Source organism: Marinobacter sp. es.042, assembly GCF_900188315.1.
Taxonomy (GTDB): Bacteria; Pseudomonadota; Gammaproteobacteria; order Pseudomonadales; family Oleiphilaceae; genus Marinobacter.
This window is the reverse complement of sequence record NZ_LT897781.1, coordinates 2,127,952-2,147,102: the sequence shown is the minus strand read 5'-3', so window position 1 is coordinate 2,147,102 and position 19,151 is coordinate 2,127,952. Positions and strand designations below refer to the sequence as shown.

General features: G+C 57.0%; 19 protein-coding genes. 15 read left to right on the top strand and 4 right to left on the bottom strand.

Annotated features, from left to right (window positions below):
* Nucleotides 1-49: 49 nt before the first annotated feature.
* From CFB02_RS10080 to CFB02_RS10065, 4 genes are all read left to right on the top strand, one after another.
* Nucleotides 50-1,378: a MinD/ParA family protein gene (locus tag CFB02_RS10080; RefSeq protein WP_088559213.1), complete on the top strand. Its 1,329-nt coding sequence runs from the start codon at nucleotides 50-52 to the stop codon at nucleotides 1,376-1,378.
* Nucleotides 1,379-1,597: 219 nt separating this feature from the next.
* A complete protein-coding gene (locus CFB02_RS10075; protein ID WP_088557905.1) occupies nucleotides 1,598-3,133 on the top strand; it encodes a fatty acyl-CoA reductase in 1,536 nt (511 codons plus the stop codon).
* A gap of 306 nt (nucleotides 3,134-3,439) precedes the next feature.
* Nucleotides 3,440-5,389, top strand: coding sequence for an acetate--CoA ligase (acs, locus tag CFB02_RS10070; protein ID WP_088557904.1), 1,950 nt, complete (start codon nucleotides 3,440-3,442; stop codon nucleotides 5,387-5,389).
* 44 nt (nucleotides 5,390-5,433) lie between these two features.
* The gene (locus CFB02_RS10065) at nucleotides 5,434-6,099 is read left to right on the top strand and encodes a response regulator transcription factor (protein WP_088557903.1); all 666 of its coding nucleotides are present in this window, start codon (nucleotides 5,434-5,436) and stop codon (nucleotides 6,097-6,099) included.
* 75 nt (nucleotides 6,100-6,174) lie between these two features.
* Here CFB02_RS10065 and CFB02_RS10060 read toward each other — a convergent pair whose 3' ends face one another.
* Nucleotides 6,175-7,158 carry a D-2-hydroxyacid dehydrogenase gene (locus CFB02_RS10060; RefSeq protein WP_172835820.1) on the bottom strand — a complete coding sequence of 328 codons (984 nt, stop codon included), beginning with the start codon at nucleotides 7,156-7,158 and terminating at the stop codon, nucleotides 6,175-6,177.
* Nucleotides 7,159-7,397: 239 nt separating this feature from the next.
* On the opposite strand from CFB02_RS10060, the gene CFB02_RS10055 reads away from it, so the two are divergent.
* From CFB02_RS10055 to CFB02_RS10045, 3 genes are read left to right on the top strand one after another with little or no spacing between them, the layout of a single operon-like run.
* The gene (locus CFB02_RS10055) at nucleotides 7,398-8,624 is read left to right on the top strand and encodes a pyridoxal phosphate-dependent aminotransferase (RefSeq protein WP_088557901.1); all 1,227 of its coding nucleotides are present in this window, start codon (nucleotides 7,398-7,400) and stop codon (nucleotides 8,622-8,624) included.
* A 9-nt stretch (nucleotides 8,625-8,633) separates the two neighbouring features.
* Nucleotides 8,634-8,825, top strand: a complete 192-nt coding sequence (locus tag CFB02_RS10050; RefSeq protein ID WP_008176119.1) for a CPXCG motif-containing cysteine-rich protein — start codon at nucleotides 8,634-8,636, stop codon at nucleotides 8,823-8,825.
* The gene (locus tag CFB02_RS10045; RefSeq protein ID WP_088557900.1) at nucleotides 8,818-9,390 is read left to right on the top strand and encodes a DUF1439 domain-containing protein; all 573 of its coding nucleotides are present in this window, start codon (nucleotides 8,818-8,820) and stop codon (nucleotides 9,388-9,390) included. The genes CFB02_RS10050 and CFB02_RS10045 overlap by 8 nt, the downstream gene beginning before the upstream one ends.
* 7 nt (nucleotides 9,391-9,397) lie before the next feature.
* Here the strand turns inward: CFB02_RS10045 and CFB02_RS10040 are convergent, their stop codons facing one another.
* Nucleotides 9,398-10,552, bottom strand: coding sequence for an isocitrate/isopropylmalate dehydrogenase family protein (locus CFB02_RS10040; RefSeq protein ID WP_088557899.1), 1,155 nt, complete (start codon nucleotides 10,550-10,552; stop codon nucleotides 9,398-9,400).
* Between the two features lie 192 nt (nucleotides 10,553-10,744).
* On the opposite strand from CFB02_RS10040, the gene CFB02_RS10035 reads away from it, so the two are divergent.
* Together CFB02_RS10035 and CFB02_RS10030 are read left to right on the top strand one after the other, a co-directional pair.
* Nucleotides 10,745-11,515 (top strand): EAL domain-containing protein, encoded by a 771-nt coding sequence (locus tag CFB02_RS10035; protein WP_172835861.1) that lies wholly within the window; start codon nucleotides 10,745-10,747, stop codon nucleotides 11,513-11,515.
* Nucleotides 11,516-11,544: 29 nt separating this feature from the next.
* Nucleotides 11,545-11,901 carry a hypothetical protein gene (locus CFB02_RS10030; protein WP_227519179.1) on the top strand — a complete coding sequence of 119 codons (357 nt, stop codon included), beginning with the start codon at nucleotides 11,545-11,547 and terminating at the stop codon, nucleotides 11,899-11,901.
* A 3-nt stretch (nucleotides 11,902-11,904) separates the two neighbouring features.
* Here the strand turns inward: CFB02_RS10030 and CFB02_RS10025 are convergent, their stop codons facing one another.
* Nucleotides 11,905-12,798 (bottom strand): LysR family transcriptional regulator, encoded by an 894-nt coding sequence (locus CFB02_RS10025; RefSeq protein ID WP_008176107.1) that lies wholly within the window; start codon nucleotides 12,796-12,798, stop codon nucleotides 11,905-11,907.
* 153 nt (nucleotides 12,799-12,951) lie between these two features.
* On the opposite strand from CFB02_RS10025, the gene CFB02_RS10020 reads away from it, so the two are divergent.
* From CFB02_RS10020 to CFB02_RS10000, 5 genes are all read left to right on the top strand, one after another.
* Complete coding sequence (locus CFB02_RS10020) at nucleotides 12,952-14,163, top strand: acyl-CoA dehydrogenase family protein (protein ID WP_088557896.1); 1,212 nt, start codon at nucleotides 12,952-12,954, stop codon at nucleotides 14,161-14,163.
* A gap of 172 nt (nucleotides 14,164-14,335) precedes the next feature.
* Entirely contained in the window at nucleotides 14,336-15,154 is an 819-nt protein-coding gene (locus tag CFB02_RS10015; protein ID WP_014576311.1) for an SDR family oxidoreductase, read from the top strand.
* 51 nt (nucleotides 15,155-15,205) lie between these two features.
* The gene (locus CFB02_RS10010) at nucleotides 15,206-16,270 is read left to right on the top strand and encodes a phosphotransferase family protein (RefSeq protein ID WP_088557895.1); all 1,065 of its coding nucleotides are present in this window, start codon (nucleotides 15,206-15,208) and stop codon (nucleotides 16,268-16,270) included.
* The gene (locus CFB02_RS10005; protein ID WP_088557894.1) at nucleotides 16,270-16,959 is read left to right on the top strand and encodes a histidine phosphatase family protein; all 690 of its coding nucleotides are present in this window, start codon (nucleotides 16,270-16,272) and stop codon (nucleotides 16,957-16,959) included. The genes CFB02_RS10010 and CFB02_RS10005 overlap by 1 nt, the downstream gene beginning before the upstream one ends.
* A 17-nt stretch (nucleotides 16,960-16,976) precedes the next feature.
* Nucleotides 16,977-17,747 (top strand): SDR family oxidoreductase, encoded by a 771-nt coding sequence (locus CFB02_RS10000; RefSeq protein WP_088557893.1) that lies wholly within the window; start codon nucleotides 16,977-16,979, stop codon nucleotides 17,745-17,747.
* 60 nt (nucleotides 17,748-17,807) lie between these two features.
* Here the strand turns inward: CFB02_RS10000 and CFB02_RS09995 are convergent, their stop codons facing one another.
* Nucleotides 17,808-18,686: a DUF6279 family lipoprotein gene (locus CFB02_RS09995; RefSeq protein ID WP_088557892.1), complete on the bottom strand. Its 879-nt coding sequence runs from the start codon at nucleotides 18,684-18,686 to the stop codon at nucleotides 17,808-17,810.
* Between the two features lie 144 nt (nucleotides 18,687-18,830).
* On the opposite strand from CFB02_RS09995, the gene CFB02_RS09990 reads away from it, so the two are divergent.
* Nucleotides 18,831-19,070, top strand: a complete 240-nt coding sequence (locus CFB02_RS09990) for a DUF2798 domain-containing protein (protein ID WP_041645013.1) — start codon at nucleotides 18,831-18,833, stop codon at nucleotides 19,068-19,070.
* The last annotated feature ends 81 nt before the right edge of the window (nucleotides 19,071-19,151 follow it).

The following is a 19,151-nucleotide window of genomic DNA, read 5'->3' as shown; positions in this document are numbered from 1 at the left end:
CAGGTTAAAATACAGAAAACCGAAAAATCAGGGACCTAGATTGCCGGTGATGAACGCCAGAGAACCTGTCAAGCACAATCCGAACCAACCTCGCACCATCGCCATAACGGGTGGCAAGGGTGGTGTGGGCAAGACCTCGGTCGCCCTGAATCTTGCGCTGACTCTCGCAAGACAGGGCAACCGCGTTCTGTTGCTGGATGGCGACACGGATCTGGCCAACGTCAGCATCATGGTTGGTCTTTATCCGAGAAAAACCCTCGCTAATGTGATGGCCGAAGAGTGTCGTCTGGAGGACGTCATCCTTGAGACCGACTACGGCCTGCATATTGTTCCGGGGGCCTCCGGTGTCCAGGAGTGCATGGATATGGGGCCAACGGAGAGCCTTCGCATACTCCGGGCACTGTATAACCTGGAAAACCGCTACGATTACGTCATTACCGACACGGCTGCCGGGCTGCAGGCTGCCGGGCTGCATATGATTGCCGCGACAGAGCTGGCCTGCATGGTTGTGACCCCGGACCCCGCGTCCCTGACCGACGCCTTTTCCCTGATCAAGGTTCTCCGGCGCAGGGGCTATAACCGGATTCCGAGCATTCTGGTGAATATGGCCCAGGGCGCCAGTCAGGCACGGTCCGTGTTCCAGCGCCTGGACGCCGCTGCCCAGCGCCACCTGGGAATCTCGCTCCACTACATGGGTGGGATCTGGCGGGACGAGACCCTTCGGCAGTCGGTTCTCAACCAGAAGCCGGTCGCGCTTCTGCCTGTTTCAGACCCTTCCTGTCGCCAGTTTCATACCCTCGCGGATATGCTTGATGTGCGGCTGTCCCAGTTGCCTAGACGAAAGGCTGGCATTGCAGCCTATTGGCACAAGGTGTCCAAAAGAGAGTCCGCGAATTCCCCTAAAAAATTGACCAAACCGGAGCCAGAAACCGGGAATGAAGCACCGGCTCTGAAAGATCGGTGCCTGCAGGCCGTGAGTGAGATTGAGTCCATTTTCAAGGAGGGACCGGTCGATCCGATGCTGCGTTATGAGGCGTTTACCCGTCTTTTTGCACTGCTGGGGAGCACGCTGGACAGTGATGCCATCGAGATTGTGCAGACTGGTCTTGGTTCGTTCCAGTGGGAGAATCTCAGCCCCGAACGAAAGAATCATCTGGCCATTCATCTTCGCGAGCTGGCGGACCAGATTTCACCCCCCGAACGTAAAGCGGATCTCGCCGAGCCGACCCAATCGGTGCTCCGCGAGCCGTTTTACGATCGCATCAGCTTTGGTGAGCAGGATCGCCTGGTGCGCGTACTAAAGGAGCAGCCTGCAGATATCTCGCTGGATCAGCTTCTGCGATCTCTCTCGGGCAATGACCATGGCGGCTCCCGATAGGCAGAAAAACCTACCTTCTTTTCCGTCATTTTTTTTACACTTTTTGTAGCGTAAGTTTGCTGTGTGTCACCGCTCTGTCACCAAAGTTGTGCAAGGATTGAGCATAAATCTGAATCGTGGCCCGCAATATGCAGTGGATCGTTCGTACCCGATTCCCAAACTTTCCTTTTGTTGGCAGGTGTGCGCCGACAACGAATTGAAGTGAGAAGGAGTTCTCCCATGGCAACACAGCAGCTGAATCCCGAGGCGTCATCAAAAGTACTTGAGCGACTCCGGGGCAAGCACGTTCTGATTACCGGCACCACCGGCTTTCTCGGCAAGGTGGTTCTGGAAAAGCTCATTCGCGCCGTTCCGGACATAGGCGGCATTCACCTGCTGATCCGTGGAAACAAACGCCATCCCGATGCGCGAGATCGTTTTTTTGAGGAGATCGCCACGTCGTCAGTTTTCGATCGTCTGCGTCAGGACGACAACGAGGCTTTCGAAACCTTCATTGAAGAACGTGTGCATTGCGTAACCGGGGAAGTGACCGAGCCCTTGTTTGGTCTGTCCGCTGACCGTTTCCGCAAGCTGGCCGGAGGCATCGATGTGGTTGTCAACTCCGCCGCCAGTGTGAACTTCCGTGAAGAGCTCGATAAAGCACTTGCCATCAATACTCGTTGCCTCGAAAACGTCGCCGAGCTTGCCCGACAGAACAAGGCGCTGGCGGTGCTTCAGGTTTCCACCTGCTATGTAAATGGTATGAATTCGGGGCAGATCACGGAGACCGTGATCAAGCCGGCAGGTGAATCCATTCCCCGGAGCACGGAAGGCTACTATGAGATCGAGGAGCTGGTCCGGCTGCTGGAGGACAAGATAGCGGATGTGCGTTCCCGTTACTCCGGCAAGGCACTGGAGAAGAAGCTGGTGGATCTTGGCATCCGTGAAGCCAACCATTACGGTTGGAGCGATACCTACACCTTTACCAAGTGGCTGGGTGAGCAACTCCTGCTCAAGGCCCTGTCAGGGCGGGCCCTGACCATTGTGCGCCCATCCATTATTGAAAGCGCACTCGAGGAACCCGCGCCAGGCTGGATTGAAGGTGTGAAGGTGGCCGATGCCATTATCCTCGCTTATGCCCGCGAGAAGGTCACGATCTTCCCTGGCAAACGCGCTGGCGTCATTGATGTTATTCCAGTGGATCTGGTGGCCAATGCGATCATCCTGGCGGCGGCCGAAGCCGTTGCTGATTCGCCGCGTCACCGGATTTACCAGTGTTGCAGTGGCAGCTCCAACCCGGTTTCCCTTGGGCAGTTTATTGATCACCTCATGGCGGAATCCAAAGCCAACTTTGCCGAATATGATCAGTTGTTCTACCGGCAGCCGACCAAACCCTTCATTGCAGTCAACCGCCGGCTGTTCGATGCCGTTGTGGGCGGGGTGCGCATGCCACTGAGCATTACCGGGAAGGTTTTGCGCATGCTGGGCCAGAATCGCGAGCTGAAAGTGCTCCGGAATCTGGACACGACACGCTCGCTGGCGACCATTTTCGGTTTCTACACCGCGCCAGACTACATCTTCCGGAATGATGACCTGCTGGCCCTGGCATCAAGGATGGGTGAGCTGGACAAGGTGCTGTTCCCGGTGGATGCCCGCCAGATTGACTGGTCGGTCTATCTGCGCAAGATCCACCTGGCAGGCCTGAACCGATACGCCCTCAAGGAGCGCAAGGTATACAGCCTGCGCTCTGCCAAGGCCCGAAAAAAGGCAGCGTGAACCCAGGAGCCCGGTCGCAACGACCGGGCTTTTTTATGTGTAGTCGTTTCCTCCCCGGGTTTGCCATCGGCCCCAATCCAACTATCCTTTAAAAAGCTTCTCGTTCGGCGCAATTTACCGTTGTTTTCTTGCGGGTTACCGACCTTTTTGGGCTAAAAGTTCAGGCGGATTAGGACGTTAGTCTAATTCATTGTGTAGTGGCTAGCATGGTGAACTACCACTATCCGTCTAAAGGGCCGGAGAGGCCTCAACGTCTGAATTCCAAAACCGACAATGACAACAGACTCTGACTAAAGGGGGAGCACAATGACTGGTAAACAGGTATATCCGGTAAGCCCGGACGTGGCCAAACAGGCCCTTCTGAACCGGGAACAGTATGAAGAAATGTATCGTCAGTCAGTCGAAGACCCGGATACCTTCTGGGGTGAGCACGGCAAGCGCCTTGAGTGGATCAAACCCTACACCAAGGTGAAAAACACGACCTACGATTACAACAACCTGTCCATCAAATGGTTCGAAGATGGCCAGTTGAATGCCTCAGCCAACTGCCTGGACCGTCATCTGGAAAAGCGCGGCGACCAGACAGCCATCATCTTTGAAGGCGATGATCCCGCCGATTCACGCAACGTGACCTATCGCGAACTGCATGAGGAAACCAGCAAGTTCGCCAACGTCCTCAAAGGTCTGGGCGTGAAGAAGGGGGATGTTGTTACCATTTACATGCCGATGATTGTCGAGACAGCAGTCGCCATGCTGGCCTGCGCACGTATCGGCGCGATTCACTCGGTGGTGTTCGGCGGTTTTTCTCCGGAAGCGCTTGGTGCCCGGATTGTGAACGGCAAATCCCGCTTCGTAGTCACCGCTGACGAAGGCGTTCGTGGCGGCCGCAAGATTCCGCTGAAGAAGAACGTGGACGCGGCCCTGAAGAATGAAGATGCCGCCAATGTCGAGAAGGTGGTGGTTGTTACCCGGACCGGCAATTCCGAAGTGCCCTGGAATGACGCCCGCGACGAGCGTTATGAAGACCTGATGAAGTCCGCCTCTGCCGACTGCCAGCCAGAGCCGATGAACGCCGAAGATCCGCTGTTCATGCTGTATACCTCTGGCTCCACTGGTGCACCCAAGGGCGTTCTGCATACCACCGGTGGCTACATGGTCTATGCCTCCATGACCCACGAATACGTGTTCGATTATCATGAAGGCGACGTCTACTGGTGTACTGCCGATTTCGGCTGGGTCACAGGCCACAGCTATATTCTGTACGGCCCGCTGGCTAATGGTGCCATCACCGTTCTGTTCGAGGGTGTGCCCAACTATCCGGACAGCTCTCGTATGGGGCAGGTTGTCGACAAGCACAAGGTCAACATCCTGTACACCGCTCCGACCGCAATTCGCGCCCTGATGGCGGAAGGTGAGTCCTGCATGAACGGCACTACCCGTGAAAGCCTGAAACTGCTGGGCTCCGTGGGCGAGCCGATCAATCCGGAAGCCTGGGAGTGGTACCACCGGGTTATCGGTAACAGCAAGTGCCCCATCGTGGATACCTGGTGGCAGACCGAAACCGGCGGCATCCTGATTTCCCCGCTGCCGGGCGCGATTGATCTGAAACCCGGCTCAGCCACGGTACCGTTCTTCGGTGTTCAGCCGGCACTGGTGGACAATGACGGCAACATCCTTGAGGGCAAGACCGAGGGTAACCTCGTGATCCTGGACAGCTGGCCGGGCCAGATGCGGACGATCTATGGGGATCACGAGCGTTTCGCTCAGACCTATTTCAGCACTTACAAGGGCATGTACTTTACCGGTGACGGCGCCCGTCGCGATGAAGACGGCTACTACTGGATCACAGGTCGTGTCGACGATGTTCTGAACGTGTCTGGTCACCGTCTGGGTACCGCCGAAGTCGAAAGCGCCCTGGTTTCCCACGAGAAGGTCGCGGAAGCTGCCGTTGTTGGCTATCCGCATGACATCAAGGGTCAGGGCATCTATGTCTATGTAACCCTGGTACATGGACAGGAACCTTCTGACGAGCTGAAGAAAGAGCTTGTCCAGTGGGTGCGCAAGGAGATTGGCCCCATCGCCTCTCCAGATGTGATCCAATGGGCACCTGGACTGCCTAAAACGCGTTCTGGCAAGATTATGCGGCGTATTTTGCGTAAGATTGCCGCTAACGAGCACGACCAGTTGGGTGATACCTCTACGCTGGCAGATCCGGGTGTAGTCGATGACCTGATCAGCGGTCGTGCGAACCAGTAACGCCTGTGTGTTACCAGGCCATGTACCTGTAAGGAATCTGTTGAATGGCACAAACAATTATCGTCGCTGATGATCACCCGCTGTTTCGCGCAGCATTGAAGCAGGCGGTCAGTCAGGCGGTGCCCGATGCCGAGACGGTGGAAGTCGACAGCATCAAGGCACTGCAGGCGGCGGTAGAGTCGCACCCGGATGCGGATCTGGTTCTGCTGGATCTCAATATGCCGGGTGCCCACGGCTTCTCGGGGCTCGTCTTCATGCGAGGCCAGTACCCGGGGCTGCCGGTGGTGGTTGTGTCAGGATCCGAGGAATTGCAGGTAATGCGTCGCTCGATCGACTACGGCGCTTCCGGTTTCATACCGAAGTCGGCGCCGTTGCCAACCATTACCGAGGCGATTCAGGCGGTTCTGGAAGGCGACGTCTGGTTGCCGCAGGGAGTGGCCGACAAGATCGAGCGGATGCATTCAGATACCACCGACTTTTCCGAAAAGCTGGCATCGCTGACGCCTCAACAGTTCCGGGTGCTGGGTATGCTCGCCGAGGGGCTTCTGAACAAACAGATCGCCTATGATCTGGATGTATCGGAAGCCACCATCAAGGCCCATATCACGGCGGTGTTCCGGAAGCTTGGGGTGCGGAATCGCACTCAGGCGGTGATTGCGATCCAGCAGATGGAAATTGATCCATCGGATCAGTCCTTGTCTGGTAGCTGATTGGTTTTGATGGTTCGAATATAAAACGGGAGCCTTTTGGCTCCCGTTTTGTTTTTGGATGAGTACCAGGCACGGTTATTTGCTGCCAGCGTAACCCAATTCCTTGTCGACTAAATTGAACAGCTCGTCACCCTTGTGCCAGCGGTCGAAGTTCTCCAGGAACTGATCCGTCAGTGCACGCTTCCAGCCGATGAAGTCGCCGGCCATATGGGCGGTCATGGTGACATTCTCCATGTCCCAGAGCGGATGATCTTCTGCCAGAGGTTCCTCTTCGAAGACATCGAGTCCTGCGCCGGCAATTTCGCCATTTTCGAGGGCCGTGATCAGATCATCGGTTTTGACGATCGGGCCGCGGCCAATATTGATCAGGCGGGCGGATTTTTTCATGGCCTTGAAGGCTTTTTCGTCAAACAGGCCTTCGGTCTGAGGTGTTAGTGGCGCCGCAATCACTACAAAGTCCGCATGCCCGAGCTGCTCGTAAAGGTCGTCATTGCCGTGTACCGCCACAAAATCGGGGTCTTCCTTCCTGGGCTTGCGAGCGATGCCGTGTGCTTTCAAACCGGCGGCGCCGACCAGGCGGCCGATCTGCCGGCCGATCGAACCTGCGCCAACAACCAGAACCTGCTTGCCCTCTGCCCGCTCCGTATCCCGATGCTTCCACTGGTGCTTCATCTGTAGCCGGATGGAATTCGGGAAATCCTTGGCGAACATGAGGATGGTGCACAGCACGTATTCGGCAATGGTACGGTCGAAAATGCCCCGGGCGTTGGTGACGGTTACATCGCCCCTGATCAGATCCGGGAACATCAAGGCATCGACGCCGGCACTGGTGGCGTGGATCCATTGGAGCTTGTCTGCGGTGTGCCAGGCGGCCGCGAGGGCCTCTGTGCGAAAGTCCGTCACCATCATGATATCGGTGCCCGGCAGGGTGTCGCGAAGGGTTGGCTCGTCACAGGCAAAGCGCACATCAGCGCGGGCCCTCACTGCGTCCATTCCCGGCGGTTCCTGCTCTCCCGGCGCGGTGAGAACGGTAACAACAGGTTTGCTGTGCTGAGTCATTGAGCCTCCGCCTTTTCGATGAATGACTTCGTTGAACTGGTCGTTGCCCCGAGGGGTAATAACAGTCTGGTCGGCAGGCTCTGTCGGGTCAACTTGCGGGGCACCAGAATTTCCACTCAGAGCGTTGATGGCGGTACTTTCACGTACATCATCTATATGATTTTTTGTCTTGTAGAGGCCATCCATACTGACTAACCTGCAGGGGTGGATCTTATTTGCCCCGTTTGCAGGAGGTGTTTATGGCAGAAGCCGCCAACAAAGAAACCGGTCAGGACAAACCGCGTAGAGTGAAGTACCGGAAAACCAAGGCCAGTTGGAACCCTGCCATGCAGGCGGTTCCGGTTCCGGGTATCCGTCGCATGGTGAATATGGCGGCCACCATGAAGGATGTTATTCATCTTTCCATCGGTCAGCCGGACCTGCCGACGCCAAAGCACGTCATCGATGCCTACATCGATGCGCTCAACGCGGGGCAGACCGGCTATACCATGGATGCCGGCCTTCCTGAATTGCTGGTAGCCTTGCGCGACTACTACGGCAAACGCTACAACCGGAAACTGACTCGAGACAATATCCTGATTACCAGCGGCGCCACGGAGGCCATGTACCTGGCTATTTCCGCCACCTCCGCGCCCGGGCGGCAGTTTATCGTTACGGACCCTTCGTTTCTGCTGTATGCGCCGCTGATTCGCATGAACGGTGGTGAAGTAAAGTTTGTGCAGACCCGGGCAGAGAATAACCACCAGCTGGATCCGGATGAGGTCATCAAGGCCATGGGGCCCAGGACTTATGCGCTGATCCTGAACAATCCCAACAACCCGACCGGGGCGGTTTACCCGCGTAGCACCGTGGAGACCATCCTGGAGGAATGCGCCTATCGGGGAATTCAGGTGTATGCCGATGAAGTCTACGACCACCTGATCTTTGATGACGAAGACTTCGCCAGCGTGCTGAACTGCTCGATGGATCTGGACAACATCATGTGCATCAGCAGTTTTTCAAAAACCTACAGCATGGCGGGTCTGCGGGTTGGCTGGGTGATTGCCAGCCAGGCGGCCATCAAGTCTCTGCGTCGCTTCCACATGTTCACCACCTCCGTGGCTAACACGCCGTCCCAGTTTGCCGGCGTCGCAGCACTGACCGGTGACCAGCAGTGCGTTCGCGATATGGTAGATATCTACCGTGAGCGCCGGGACAAGGTGGTCGAGCTGGTCGACCAGACCCCCTACATGACCGGCTACAAGCCTGGCGGTGCCTTCTTTGCTTTCCCGGACCTTCCACCACATGTCGATGGCTCTGATCTGGCCTTGCGAATGCTGAAGGAAACCGGCGTCTGCATGGTGCCCGGTGACGCCTTTGGCGAGGGATGCACCAACGCCGTTCGGATCAGTTTCTCCACGACCTGCGAGAAGCTGGAAGAGGCGTTCGATCGCGTCATTCCCTGGATGGCCAAGCAACAGTTCTGAGGTGATGCCATGTCCGCCCTGGATTCGGTACTGATTCAGTGCCCGTACTGCTGGGAGACGCTGGATGTCAGCGTCGACCCGTCGGTACCGGAGCAGGAGTATGTCGAGGATTGCCAGGTTTGCTGCAGGCCCATCTTGATACACGTGGTTTTTGACGACACTCTTACGCCTCATGTCGAGGCTCGGGCTGAAAATGAATAGAACGCCGATTTACGCCCTTCGGGCGCTTCTGACACTGCTGCTGGTGCTCGCCAGTGGTTGTGCCAGTCTGTCGCCCTATTCCATCTCCGAAGGCGAGCTGGAACGGCACCTTCAGGATGTGGTTCGCGAGTTCGACCGCAACCAGCTGAATAGTGGTTCGCCACTGAGTCTGAGTCTCGACGACGCCGACATTACCCTTGGGCCAGATGGTCGCGATGTGGCAGTGATCGATGTTCGGGGTCAGGTAGCGCTGAATGCGCTGATGGCGAAGCTACCCGTGGATATTGCCTTGAAGGTCGAAGGGGCGCCGGTTTACGACAGCACTGAGAAAGCCATCTTCATACGGCGGTTGCAGCTCCTTGAGAGCAGTATTGACTCGCCCTTCTTCAAAGGGGATCTGAAGCCTGTAACCGATACGGTCATGCGGCTGGTTGCCCAGATGCTGGAGACCATGCCGGTGTACCGACTGGACGAAACCGATTTCGCCCAGCGTATGTTCGGTATGATGCCGGTAGATGTTCGGGTGGCGCCTGGCCGGCTCGAGTTTGTCATGGCCGACCAGTAACCCTGATCTATCGGGACAGCCGCTCGCAGATCGCAGAACCGATCTCGTGGGTGCCTCGTCGGCTTCCTGAGTTTTCGGCAAGGTCTGCAGCCACTGCATCGAACAGCTCCTTGCCAGCTGCGGCAATGGCAGGGTCCTTGCGGCCCAGCCACTCGAGCATGCGGGCGGCGGTAAATAGCATGGCGGTGGGGTCAGCCAGGCCCTGGCCGGCAATATCCGGCGCGCTGCCATGGGTGGGTTCGAACATAGACGGCATATCCGGATCCGTCGGGTTCAGGTTGCAGGAGGGTGCCACGCCCATGCCACCTGACAGCACCGCAGCGAGGTCGGTCAGAATGTCCCCCTGGAGGTTGCTCGCGACGACCACGTCAAAGGCCCAGGGGCTTTGCACGAACTTCATGCAGGCCGCGTCCACCAACTCATGATGCGTGGCCACGTCCGGGTATTCCTTGCTTATCTCGTCGAACGCTTCGGTGTACATGTCGCCCCAGTAGCGCAAGGCATTGCGCTTGGTGACCAGGCACACCTGGCTTTCACAGGTTCTGCCATCCAGGGTCCGGAATGTTCGTGTGCGGCCCTCCGAAACCCTTTCCGCGGCGCGGTTTCGGGCCTGTTCAAACCCGTAGCGGATGATCCGGTCGGTTGCCTTGCGTGTAAACACCTCCATCTGGGTGGCCACCTCATCCGGCGTGCCCTTGCGCAGACGTCCACCCTGGCTGACGTACTCACCCTCGGAGTTTTCCCGAATCACCAGCATGTCGATGTCCTTGGCGCGCTCATCGGCCAGGTACTGGCGGGCACCGGGCAGAAGCCGGGCCGGACGTTCGCAGACCCACTGGTCGAACCCTTTGCGCATGTCCAGCAGTGGCGCCAGTGAGATGCTGTCTGGAAGCAGGTATCGGTCCGGATCGTCCATGGGGCCCGGATCGCCAAGGGCGCCCAGAAGGATGGCATCGTACTTCTGTAACTGCGCCAGGGCATCCGCGGGCATGGATTCGCCATGCTCCTCGTGCCAGGCGTGGGATGGCCAGGGGAATCGAGTCCACTCAAGGTCCAGGCCGTGTTTGGCGCGCAGGGTCTCGAGGCAGCGCACAGCCTCGGCCACCACTTCAGGACCTATGCCGTCGCCCGGGGTTACAGCGATGCGGGTAGTTTGGGCCATTAGGGAAACTCCTTTTGTGGACAGACACGTATAAACGACAAACCCCAGTTTAGTCATGTAAGCAGGGGATGCCACCGTTTGACACGCTTTAACCAGAAAGTGGTTTTACCGGGGAGGGGATCAAGGCTATATTGGGTTGAATTAAGCCGTATAAACACAGCAAAACCGCCAGAAGTGGATTCAGGAGTTGAAGTGAGCCAACCCGCCGTACTGTTTGACGAGTCTCATTGCGAGCAATGTGCCTGTGGAGAGGGGTTGGATTTTTCCTTTACCTTCGCGTTCCAGCCTATTGTTGACGTTATCAACAAATCTGTTTACGCCTACGAGGCCTTGGTGAGAGGCACCGAGGGGCAGGGTGCTATGAGTATTCTTTCGCAGGTCAACGAGCGTAACCGCTATGCGTTTGATCAGGTGTGTCGGGTCAAGGCGGTTAAACTCGCCGCCAGGTTGGGCATGAAGTCGATGTTAAGCATCAACTTCATGCCCAACGCTGTCTACCGGGCCGAGTACTGTATTCGTACCACTCTTGCTGCGGCCAAGACCTACAATTTCGATACCCGCAAGATCATCTTTGAGTTGACCGAGGATGAGCAGTTGAATTCCACGTCTGTGGAGCATCTGGCTTCGATCATTGAGGCATACCAGGAAATGGGTTTTAGCACGGCTATTGATGATTTCGGGGCCGGATTTTCTCGTTTCAATATCATGATAGCCAGCCCGCCGAATCTTCTTAAACTGGATATGGCGCTCATTCGTAATATTCATAATGAACCGAACAAACAGGCTGTCGTGGCTGGCATCATCACCATGATGAAACAGCTTGGCGGAGACATCATTGCCGAAGGCGTTGAAACTAAGGAAGAGTATTTCTGGTTGCGTTCTCAGGGTATCCATTTCTACCAGGGGTATCTGTTCGCCAAACCCGGTTTCGAATGTCTTCCCGAGCCCGAGTTCCCGGCATAACCGGCCTCTAAACTGACAGGAAGGACACCTTGCTATACCGAATGATCACCATTGTCGGCGGACTGGTTTTTGTCATCATCCTGTTCGCCCTGATCTGGTTTTTCTGCAAGAAATTTCTCGATCACCACGGTGTCACCGACCAGGTCAAAGACCGCGCCATGGTTCTGGCCACCTGGACCTTTGCCGGTATCAGCGTCGGACTGGTATTCGCGGTGCTCGGTGCATTTGTCCTGGGCCCCTGGGCTTTCTACCGAACCCTGAGGGGCCATGATGTGGAGATATCCGATGGTGCCGCCGTCTGGTGGGGCCTCGGCATCGTAGTGGCGTCCCTGGGGATCACGGCTGTCGGATTCTTCGGTTTCCTGATGATAGTCGGCGCCTACTGAGGCTCAGCTGATTGCCTTCAACTGCTCCCGGAACCAGATCAGCGCCGGCTCTCGCTCGTAAGCCTTGTGCCAATACAGGTGCACGTCGATAGACGGCAGGTCCGCCGGCGGATCCATAATCCGGATGTTGGCCCGCTCGGCGATAATTCTGGCGTAGGCTTCTGGCATGGTCAGCAACAGATCGGTCTCTTCCACAACCCGGCAAGCGGCATAGTAGTGCTGACATCTCAGGCGGATACTCCGTTGTACCCCCAGTCGCGATAGTTCAAAGTCCTCGATCCCGGGTCCTTCGGTACGCGAGGATACCAGCACGTGTTTTGCGGACAGGTACCCTTCCATATCCAGTGACTCTGTTGCCAGCGGGTGCCCCTCCCGGGCCAGAACCACCAGGCGGTCGCGCCTCAGGAGTTCGTGGGACGTCTGGTTACTTACGGGCAACAGCACATCCACCGCAAAATCCAGTTTGCCGGCCGCCAGTTGCGTCTCCATGTCGCGCCTCGCGATCCTCTGGCTGACAATTTCCAGTTCCGGATAGGCGTCCAGACGCGCCATCAGGCGGGGCAGGAAGGTCGATTCCAGAATGTCACGTAGCCCGAGCGAATAGGTTTTACGCTGGGTGGCCGGATCAAAGGCATGAAACTGATTTACCGCGCCCTGGATCTGGGTGAGACCCGGCCGCATGGACTCGAGGAACCGCCGGGCCAGTGGCGTTGGAACCATCTGGTTGCCCTGACGGGTAAACAGGGGGTCATCAAAATGGTCCCTTAGCCTCGACAGTGAATGACTGACAGCCGGCTGAGTGAGATGCAGTGACCTGGCTGCACGAGTCAGGCTTCCCTCCCGGTAGATGGTGTCGAACACGTGCAACAGGTTCAGGTCCAGGCGGTTGAGGGCCATGAGCGGGATCCGTTTCTGGAGAATTTGAATAAGTTTGGTTAATAATAAACGATAAGCATAATTCAGTCGCGTAATAGTTAAGTCATCCTTAGACTGGTCTCAACGTGATGATTCCGTGCACGCCACCGTGCAACCGTTAGCGAGGAGACGGCGATGGATTTCAATATTTCCGAGAAAGGCCAGGATTACCTCAACCGCGTGAAGCAGTTCATGAAGGATGAGATTTTTCCCATTGAAGAGCAGTACCACAAGGAGCTTGCTTCACTGGATAACCGCTGGGTTGTGCTGCCAGTCATCCGGGAGCTGAAGGAAAAAGCCAAAGCCCAGGGCCTCTGGAATATGTTCTTCCCGGACGAAAAATACGGCTGTGGCCTGTTGAACTCCGACTACGCCCTGATTGCCGAGGAAACCGGCCGCAGCTTCATTGCTCCGGAGATTTTCAACTGCAACGCGCCAGACACCGGCAATATGGAAGTATTGATCCACTATGGCTCTGAAGAGCAAAAAGCCGAGTGGTTACCGCGTCTGCTGAGCGGCGAGATCCGCTCCGCCTTCTGTATGACCGAGCCGGCGGTTGCCTCTTCCGATGCCACCAATATGGAGGCGACGGCCGTTGTTGAAGGCGACGAAGTGGTTCTGAACGGTCGCAAGTGGTGGAGCACAGGTATCGGACACCCGGATTGCAAGGTTGCCATATTCATGGGACTTACCGATCCGGACGCCCATAAGCATCGCCGACATTCCATGGTGCTGGTGCCGCTGGACACGCCTGGCGTCAAGATCGAGCGTATGCTGCCGGTATTCGGTGAATATGATGAGCCCTATGGCCATGGCGAGGTGCTTTTTGACAACGTCCGGCTGCCCAAGAGCGCATTCATCGCCGGCCCGGGCCGCGGATTCGAGATTGCCCAGGGCCGTCTTGGGCCGGGCCGAGTGCACCACTGCATGCGGGCGATCGGTGCGGCAGAGCGCACGCTGGAGATTCTGATCAAGCGGGCAACGACTCGTGAGGCCTTCGGACGGCCGATCGCCAAGCTGGGCGGCAATCCGGATATCATTGCCAATGCCCGCATGGCCATTGAGCAGGCCCGTCTGCTCACGCTGAAATGCGCCTGGGCACTGGATACCAAGGGCATCATGGGGGCGCTTCAGGAGGTCTCCATGATCAAGGCGGTGATTCCATCCATGCTGCAGACCATTGTGGATCAGGCCATTCAGATTCACGGTGGTGCCGGGGTCAGCGATGACGACTTCCCGCTGACACAGCTGTTTGCCTATGCCCGTGTTTTACGCCTGGCGGATGGCCCGGATGAGGTGCATCGGGCTATGGTGGCCCGTCTTGAATTGCGAAAGTACAAGAACTGATAGCTCGGTGGCGGAGCGGGCGGGGCTGGCCTTCTGAAACACGCTGTGAATACGTCCATGTACGCTTGGCTACGCCATCCATGGCTCCGCACAGTTTCAGAAGGCCAGCCCCGCCCACTCTCGTATACCTGTGAGTTAAGCTGACTAAAAATCCGATACAACGGGAATCACCATGACACAAAGAGTATTCATCACGGGCGGCGCGAGCGGACTTGGCCGCGCCATAGCACTGCGTTATGCCAAAGAAGGCGCCAAAGTTTGCATCGGCGACATTAATCCGGAGCAAGGTGTTGGCGTCGAGAAAGAGATTAATGCGGCCGGAGGCGAAGGTTATTTCGTCGAGTGCGATGTTCGACGCCTGACCGATTTCGAAAAGGTCCGCGATGATCTCGTGAAGAAATGGGGCGGCGTCGATGTGGTGGTGAACAACGCCGGTGTTGCTTCGGCCGGTTCCATTGAAGATACCACCATGGCGGATTGGGAGTGGATTCTCGATATCAACGTGCTGGGTGTGGTTCGCGGCTGTAAGGCGTTCACGCCGCAGTTCAAGCAGCAGGGCTCCGGGGCGTTCGTGAATGTGGCTTCCATGGCCGGGCTCATGCTGGCGCCGTTGATGGATAGCTACAATGTGACCAAGGCCGGGGTGATTGCCCTGTCTGAAACCCTGAGCCAGGAGCTTCGGGATGCGGGTATTCATGTGAGCTGCGTGTGCCCGGCGTTTTTCCAGACCAATCTGACCAGCAGCATGCGTTCAGATATCCCCGGCATTCAGCAGAATGTGAACAAGCTGATGAAGCGGTCCACGGTGACCGCCGAGGATGTGGCCGAGGATATTTTCCGGTCGGTGGAAAACAAGAGCTTCTGGGTATTGCCCCATGCCAAGGAGCGCCGTATGTGGATGCTCAAGCGCCATGCGCCCAAGGCTTTCGATTGGCTGATGCATCAGGAAAGCAAGCGCTGGATGAGCAAGATGGGTGGCAGCAAGGCCTGAGGGCGCTGTTTTTAACTGTCTTTAACTGAAGATTCAAAAGGAGAGTCCTGAATGACCCAGATCGACGAGGCCGTGGACATCCGGGAAGGCGAGGAGCTGGATACTGGCGCTGTAGACCGGTTCATGAAAGAGGCGATCCCTGATCTGCAAGGCGAGCCAGAGATTCGTCAATACCCGGGCGGCGCCTCAAACCTGACCTACCAGGTGGATTACGGCGACCGGTCCTACGTCTTGCGGCGGCCGCCGTTCGGCAAGATCGCCAAGTCTGCCCACGACATGCTGCGTGAGGCGAAGGTCATGCGGGCGCTCAAACCGGTTTATCCCTACGTGCCCAACATCATTGCCATTTGCGATGATCACGATGTGCTGGGTTGCGATTTCTACGTGATGGAACGGTTGAAGGGCATCATCCTGCGCCAGGACTTTCCGAAGGATTTCGAGCTCAGTGAAGCCGATACCCGCAAGCTTTGCCTGAATGTGATCGACAAGCTGGTGGATCTGCACCGTGTGGATGCCAAGGCAGCAGGCCTGGACAAGCTGGGCAAGGGCGAGGGCTACGTTCAGCGCCAGATTGGCGGCTGGAGTGACCGTTTCCGCAAGGCACGCACCGACGATGTGGGCGACTTCGAGCAGGTGATGAGCTGGCTCAACGACAAGATGCCTGAAGACATTGCCCAGGTGGTGATCCACAACGATTTCCGCTTCGATAACGTGGTGCTGAGCCCTGACAACCCGTTTGAGGTCATCGGCGTGCTGGACTGGGAGATGGCCACCATCGGGGATCCGCTGATGGATCTGGGGAACAGCCTGGCCTACTGGATTGAGGCGGACGACGAAGGCCCGTTCCAGATGCTGCGCCGCCAGCCGACCCATCGCCCGGGCATGCTTACCCGCAAGGAAGTGGTGGCATATTACATGGAGCAGTCCGGCTTCAAGGTCGATAACTTCGACTTCTATGAGATCTACGGCCTGTTCCGGCTGGCAGTGATCATCCAGCAGATCTATTACCGGTTCTACCATGGCCAGACCAAGGACAAGCGTTTCGCCGCCTTTGGCCATGCCGCTAATTATCTCGAGAAGCGCTGCCAGCGGTTGATTGCGGAGAGCCTCCTGTAATGGCGACGATTTATCTGGTTCGTCACGGCCAGGCCAGTTTCGGGAAAGAAAACTACGATCAACTGTCTCCCACGGGCTGGGAGCAGGGCAGGGTGCTTGGCCGCTGGCTGGCGGGCAAAGTGGAACCGGCAGCGGTTTTCGGAGGCGATCTGGAACGCCACCGGGAAACCGTTGAAGCCATCGCCACCGGGTACGGAGTGAAACTGCCCGATATGCAGGTGGTTCCCGGCTTCAACGAGTTTGATCACACCACTGTGGTGGCCCGGTACCGCCCGGAGTGGAGTGACCGTGCCGTGATGGCGCGGGACCTCAAGGCGTTTCCCAAACCGGCCAAAGCGTTCCAGGAGGCCTTTGTGCACGCGGTGCATCGCTGGGCCTCTGGCGAGTTTGACCACGAGTACGAGGAAAGCTGGCCGGACTTCAAGGCCCGCGTTCTGGCGGCCTTCGAGGAGATGATTGAGTACGCCGATGGCGGCGACGTGCTGGTGGCGACCTCTGGCGGCCCGATTTCCGTAATCGCCCAGCATCTGCTTGGCCTGGATGACGCCCGGGCACTTGGCCTGAACGAGGTGATCGCCAACACCAGCGTGTCGCGGGTCCTGTATTCGGGGCCCCGGCGTAGCCTGGCCGTTTTTAATAACTACAGCCACCTGGAAGCGGATGATCCCGCCCTGGTGACATTCCGATAGTGAATTGAGGTGAACGAATGAGCAGCAAGAACCTGTTTGATCTGACTGGCAAGGTTGCCCTGATTACCGGTGCCAGCCGCGGCATCGGCGAGAGCATTGCCCGGACCCTGGCCGATTACGGCGCTCACGTCATCGTAAGCAGTCGCAAGATTGACGGTTGTGAAGCGGTTGCCAGCAGAATCCGGGATGGCGGCGGCAGCGCCGAAGCCTACGCCTGCCACATCGGAGATATGGATCAGATCGAGAGCATCTGGGGGCATATTGAACAGACCCACGGCAAGCTGGACATCCTGGTGAACAACGCCGCTGCCAACCCTTACTTCGGGCCGGTCGAGGACACAGATCTGGGTGCCTTCAACAAGACCGTGGATGTGAACATCCGTGGTTATTTCTTCATGTGCGCCCGCGGCGCCCAGATGATGAAGAAAGCCGGTGGCGGCTCCATTGTGAACGTGGCGTCCGTGAATGGCGTCAATCCGGGTCACTATCAGGGCATTTACTCGGTCACCAAGGCCGCCGTAATCTCCATGACCAAGTCCTTCGCCATGGAGCTGGGTCAGCAGAAAATCCGCGTGAACGCGTTACTGCCAGGGCTGACCGATACCAAGTTTGCCAGCGCCCTGACCACCAACGAAGCTATCAAGAAGCAGGCCATGGCCCATATCCCCATGAAGCGGGTGGCCGATCCGGGCGAGATGGCGGGTACGGTGCTCTATCTGGTTTCCGATGCTTCCAGCTACACCACGGGCGCCTGCATCAATGCCGACGGTGGTTATTTGACGGTCTGAGGCTAACCAGGGGTCAGATGAAAGCCTTCATCTGACCCCACGTTCACGCGAGCGCGATTATCAGGCCGGCGAACAGGTCAGCGTTTCAAAATCATTGTTGAGCTCCACGGCTCTGTTCTTCAGGAGGGCAAGCGTCTCTTCGCTACCGGCAAGGATCAGATCATGCGTCAGGGAGGCCATGGCAACGCGGCTCTCCGCCATCATGGCTTTGTAAGCCTCGCCCCGTACTTCCTCGGAATTCAGAATCAGGTATTCCAGCTCAGCCTCGAACGTCGGCGCGTTTCTGTTTTCCAGCAGTTCCAGCAAGGCCAATTGCCAGTTCCTTCGACCCTGCAGCCAGATTTGAGTCTGCTCGCCCCGATTGGCGGACCATTGCCGCACAATGTCGCGCTGCTCGCTGTTCAGGTCCCCGAGCCATCGCTCAACCCGCTCTGCGGTTCTCTCTGCACGTGCTTCTGCTGTCGCCTCCGGGGAATCGGCCAGGAATTCGTCCTCCATTTCCCTCTGGCTTTGCGCCATGTTGTCCGCCAACTCCTGAACCTGTTCATCGCTCAGGCTTGAGAGAAGGTTTACCGCGACAGGCGTTGCCTTTTCCAGAAGACTCGGGAAGAAACTGAAAAGCTGTTGTTGATGGTAGTCGACGGTGGCCTTGTCGGGTGGGTTGCTGGAAACATCAGATTCGAGTTCATCCAGCCAGGCCTTGTAGCGCGGCAGTTCGGCGCTGCAATGCCATTGGCGCAGTTGCTCAATATTGCTGTTGAGCTGCTGTTTCTGGTCGGCCGTCAGTGTCACGTAGTCTTCTACCCACCACACGATGCCCCAGTCCGCGTATCGATAAGCGAGCTTGGTTGAACTGCAGCCAACCAGAGCAAACGCCAGTACCAGAATGAGGACAAACGGTTTGAAAAAGCCGGGTGCCCTGTCTTTGGCAGTATCCATGGCCCACCTGTCTTGGTAAAAAGGCTTATCGAAAAAAGATTGCAAGCTCACTATCATTTCAGCTTTGAGTGATATCAATGTACGACATATCACGCCTTTCAGATGCTGCTCCGGGGAACCCTGGAGCATTCTTCAGGAGAAGTCATGAGCAAAATGAGACTTTCACGTCTACGCCAGCTGATTTTTGGCTTTTACATGTCCGGAATTATGTCGCTGCTGATGTCCGGGGTGATCACCTTCATCAACACGGGCATCGACGGCGAGTTCCACTACCGGTGGGGGCCGGCTTTTCTCGTTGCCTGGGCCGTCGCTTTTCCTCTGGTGACGTTCATCGCGCCGCTTGCCGGGAAGATGACTGAGTTCACCATGCGCAGATTTGACTGATTGCGTACAGATGTAAGCTTAAATGTTAAAAGATGCAAATCCGTTCTTTCTGACTCCCCGTAAATGCATTGACGCATAAAT